Raw genomic sequence first — 4366 nt, 5'->3', positions numbered from 1 at the left:
GCCCTTGGCATCGAAGTGCCCGCAACCGAGGCCGAATTCTTTGCCGCCCTCGACAAGATCAAGGCCGATGGCACCTACATCCCGATGGCGATGGGCACCAACGACCAGTGGGAAGCCGCGACCATGGGCTACCAGAACATCGGCCCGAACTACTGGAAGGGTGAGGAGGGCCGCAACGCGCTGATCAAGGGCGAGCAGAAGCTCACCGACGACGCCTGGGTCGAGCCCTATCGGGTGCTGGCCAAGTGGAAGGACTATCTTGGCGACGGCTTCGAAGCTCAAACCTATCCGGATAGCCAGAACCTGTTCACGCTCGGCCGTGCCGCAGTCTACCCGGCAGGCTCTTGGGAAATCTCCGGCTTCAACACCCAGGCCGACTTCGAAATGGGCGCGTTCATGCCGCCGGTGAAGGCTGCAGGCGACACCTGCTACATCTCCGACCACACCGACATCGCGATCGGCATGAACGCCAAGACGCCGAACGCCGAGGCCGCGAAGACCTTCCTCAACTGGGTTGCGTCATCGGAGTTCGCGACGCTCTACGCCAATGCGTTGCCGGGCTTCTTCCCGCTGTCGAGCGAGCCGGTGACGCTCGAGGATCCGCTTGCCCAGGAATTCATCTCCTGGCGCCAGAAGTGCGAGTCGACCATCCGCTCGACTTACCAGATCCTGTCGCGCGGCACGCCGAACCTGGAGAACGAGACCTGGAACGCCTCGGCCAACGTCATCCGCGGCTCAGAGACGCCCGAAGACGCCGGCAAGCGTCTGCAGGACGGCCTCGCCAGCTGGTACGAGCCACAGAAGTAAGCTATGTCTCATTGCTTCCCGCGCCGGCTATCGTCGGCGCGGGAATGCGACCTGGCCGATAAGCCGGCGCCCGCTGCACGAGGCTCCGACGGCCGAAGATCGGGGAACACATGTCGATACCGTCCGAAAAGCCCACGGTGCGCTGGCATATCGGCGCATTTCTCGCGCCGGCTGTGCTCATCTATACGGCAGTGATGATCCTGCCGCTTTTCGGGACGCTGCAACTGTCCTTCTTCCGCATGATCGACCGGGAGGCCGTCTTTGTCGGCCTGGAAAACTTCCGCACCCTGTTCTTCGACCCGCGCTGGTCGGCATCGTTCTGGAACGCGCTCGGCAACAACACCTGGTTCTTCATCATCCACATGCTGGTGCAGAATCCGATCGGCATCCTGCTTGCCGCGATCCTCTCCAGCCCCAGGCTGCGGCTTGCGAGCGCCTACCGCACGGCAATCTTCATCCCGACGATCCTGTCTTTCGTCATCGTCGGCTTCGGCTGGAAGCTGATCCTGTCGCCGATCTGGGGCGTCGCTCCCAGCATCCTCGATGCTGTTGGCCTGAAGATGTTGTTCGCGCCGTGGCTGGGCAAGGAGGAATACGCTTTGACGACGCTCAGCCTAATCTCGGTCTGGCAGTTCGTCGGCATTCCGATGATGCTGATCTATGCCGCGCTTTTGTCGATCCCGGACGACATCATCGAGGCGGCTGAATGCGATGGCGTAACCGGAATGTCGCAGTTCTGGAAGGTCAAGCTGCCGCTTATCCTGCCGTCGATCGGCATCATCTCGGTGCTGACCTTCGTCGCCAATTTCAACGCCTTCGATCTGATCTACTCCGCGCAAGGCGCGCTGGCCGGGCCGAACTATGCGACCGACATCCTGGGTACCTTCCTCTACCGCACCTTCTTTGGCTTCCAGCTCCAGATCGGCGATGCGAGCATGGGTTCCACCATTGCATCGATCATGTTCCTGATCATCCTGGCGGGTGTCTGCTTCTACCTCTTTATCATCCAGCGGCGGCTGCGCCGCTACCAGTTCTGAGGCCGCCATGTCTATCGCCACCCACTCTCCGGTACGGTCCATAGCGGCACACGCAATCCTGATCGCCTACACGGCAATCGCGCTGTTTCCGGTGCTGGTTATCGTCGTCAACTCGTTCAAGACACGCAATGCGATCTTCCGTTCGCCGCTTTCGCTGCCCGACGCCGAGACGTTCTCGCTGATCGGCTACCAGACGGTCTGGGCGCAAGGCGATTTCATCCTCTATTTCCAGAACAGTCTCGTGGTCACCGTTGCCTCGCTGGCGCTGGTGCTGCTGTTTGGCGCCATGGCCGCTTTCGCACTGTCGGAGTACCGGTTTCGTGGCAACACGCTGATGGGGCTCTACCTGGCGCTCGGCATCATGATCCCGATCCGCCTCGGCACCGTCGCGATCCTGCAACTGATGGTCGCCAGTGGCCTCGTCAACACGTTGACGGCACTGATCCTGGTCTACACCGCGCAAGGCCTGCCGCTCGCGGTCTTCATCCTCTCCGAGTTCATGCAACAGGTGTCGAAGGACCTCAAGGACGCTGGCCGCATCGACGGGCTTTCGGAGTACCACATCTTCTTCCGGCTTGTGCTGCCGCTGGTGCGGCCAGCGATGGCGACGGTCGCCGTATTCACGATGATACCGATCTGGAACGACCTCTGGTTTCCGCTGATTCTGGCGCCGGCCGAAGAGACCAAGACCGTGACCCTCGGCGCGCAGGTGTTCATCGGCCAGTTCGTCACCAATTGGAACGCGGTGCTGTCGGCGCTGTCGCTGGCGATTCTGCCTGTCCTCGTCCTCTATGTCATCTTCTCGCGGCAGCTGATCCGCGGAATCACCGCTGGAGCCGTCAAATGACCGCCGATCAAGCGCCAATCCGAGTCCTCGTCGCCGGTCTCGGCAATATGGGGATGAGCCACGCAAAGGCCTACGCCGCCAACCCTGGTTACGAGATCGTCGGGCTGGTCAACCGGTCGCAGGTGGCTTTGCATGAAAGCCTGCGCGGGCACGCGATCCTGCCGTCCTTCGACGAAGCACTAAGCGAGCTGAAGCCGGACCTTTGCTCGATCAACACCTATTCTGACAGCCACGCCGATTTCGCGGTCAAGGCGATGGAGTCGGGATCGCACGTGTTCGTCGAAAAGCCGATCGCGACCACCGTGAGGGATGCCGAGCGCGTCGTCGCGTGCGCCAGGGCGAACGACCGCAAGGTCGTCGTCGGCTACATATTGCGCCATCACCCGTCCTGGATCCGGCTGATTGAGGAAGCTCGCGGGCTCGGCGGACCTTACGTCTTCCGCATGAACCTCAACCAGCAGTCAAGCGGTCGCACATGGGAGACCCACCGCCGGCTGATGGAAACGACGCCGCCGATCGTCGACTGCGGCGTGCATTATGTGGACGTTATGTGCCAGATCACCGACGCGCGGCCAGTCAAGGTGCGCGGCATGGGCTTGCGGCTCACCGATGATATCGCGCCTGACATGTACAATTACGGCCACTTCCAGGTACTGTTCGATGACGGCTCGGTCGGCTGGTACGAGGCCGGCTGGGGGCCGATGATGTCGGAGACGGCGTTCTTCGTGAAGGACGTCATCTCGCCCAATGGCTGCGTCTCAATCGTTATGAACAAGGGTGCCAAGTCCGACGATCATGACACCCATACCAAGACGCAACTGATCCGGGTGCATTCGGCGCAGATGGGGCCTGAAGGCCGCTTCGTCCGGCCGGACACCGACCTGTCGATGGCGGACGAACCAGGTCACGACGAATTGTGCGAACGGGAGCAGGCCTTCATGCTCAAGGCTATCCGCGAGAACATCGACCTCACCCGCCACATGAACGACGCCGTGCAGTCGTTGCGCATCTGCCTCGCGGCGGACGAAAGCGTGCGCAGCGGCGTCGAAATCAACCTCTGAAGGTGCCAAGTATTTGGGATCGCTGACACTGCATGACGTGCGAAAGTCCTTCGGCACTGTCGATGTGCTGAAGGGCATCGACCTCGAAGTCGGCGAAGGCGAGTTCGTGGTCTTCGTCGGTCCTTCTGGCTGCGGCAAGTCCACGCTGTTGCGCATCATCGCCGGGCTGGAGGACGCGACGTCGGGCAGCATCCTGATCAACGGCCGCGAGGTGAATTCGGTGCCGCCGGCCAAGCGCGGCATCGCCATGGTGTTCCAGACATACGCGCTCTACACGCATCTCAACGTGCGCGATAATATGAGCCTTGGCCTGAAACAGGCGGGCATGGCGAAGGCCGAGATCGGCCAGCGCGTCGACAAGGTGGCGTCGATGCTGTCGATGGAGGAACTGATCGCCCGGCGGCCGGCGGAACTTTCCGGAGGCCAACGCCAGCGCGTCGCCATCGGTCGCGCCATTGTGCGCGAGCCCGACTTGTTCCTGTTCGACGAGCCGCTGTCCAATCTCGACGCAGCACTGCGCGCGCAGACACGCCTGGAGATCGCAAAGCTGCACGACCACCTCAAGGCGACGATGGTCTACGTCACCCACGATCAGGTCGAGGCGATGACGCTGG

General features: G+C 61.9%; 5 protein-coding genes. All 5 read left to right on the top strand.

The annotated features are described in order from the left end of the window. Positions 1–807, top strand: an 807-nt coding sequence (locus Q8O80_RS11030) for an ABC transporter substrate-binding protein (protein ID WP_305579519.1), incomplete at its 5' end; no start/stop codon positions are given. Positions 808–917: 110 nt separating this feature from the next. Further along, complete coding sequence (locus Q8O80_RS11025) at positions 918–1844, top strand: carbohydrate ABC transporter permease (protein ID WP_305579518.1); 927 nt, start codon at positions 918–920, stop codon at positions 1842–1844. Positions 1845–1851: 7 nt separating this feature from the next. Beyond that, positions 1852–2691: a carbohydrate ABC transporter permease gene (locus tag Q8O80_RS11020; RefSeq protein WP_045650299.1), complete on the top strand. Its 840-nt coding sequence runs from the start codon at positions 1852–1854 to the stop codon at positions 2689–2691. Then, a complete protein-coding gene (locus tag Q8O80_RS11015) occupies positions 2688–3752 on the top strand; it encodes a Gfo/Idh/MocA family protein (RefSeq protein WP_305579517.1) in 1065 nt (354 codons plus the stop codon). Before Q8O80_RS11020 ends, Q8O80_RS11015 begins: the two co-directional genes overlap by 4 nt. Positions 3753–3765: 13 nt before the next feature. After that, positions 3766–4366: ABC transporter ATP-binding protein (locus Q8O80_RS11010; protein ID WP_305579516.1), on the top strand; the 601-nt coding region annotated here is incomplete at its 3' end.

The organism is Devosia sp., assembly GCF_030689745.1.
Lineage (GTDB): Bacteria > Pseudomonadota > Alphaproteobacteria > Rhizobiales > Devosiaceae > Devosia > Devosia alba.
Note: the sequence above shows the minus strand (reverse complement) of the source record. Positions and strands in the feature narration are given on the sequence as shown.

Bases quoted from the DNA above. Each gene is read 5' to 3' on its own strand.
- Q8O80_RS11025 (WP_305579518.1), top strand. From the start codon at position 918: ATGTCGATACCGTCCGAAAAGCCCACGGTGCGCTGGCATATCGGCGCA.
- Q8O80_RS11015 (WP_305579517.1), top strand. From the start codon at position 2,688: ATGACCGCCGATCAAGCGCCAATCCGAGTCCTCGTCGCCGGTCTCGGC.
- Q8O80_RS11020 (WP_045650299.1), top strand. From the start codon at position 1,852: ATGTCTATCGCCACCCACTCTCCGGTACGGTCCATAGCGGCACACGCA.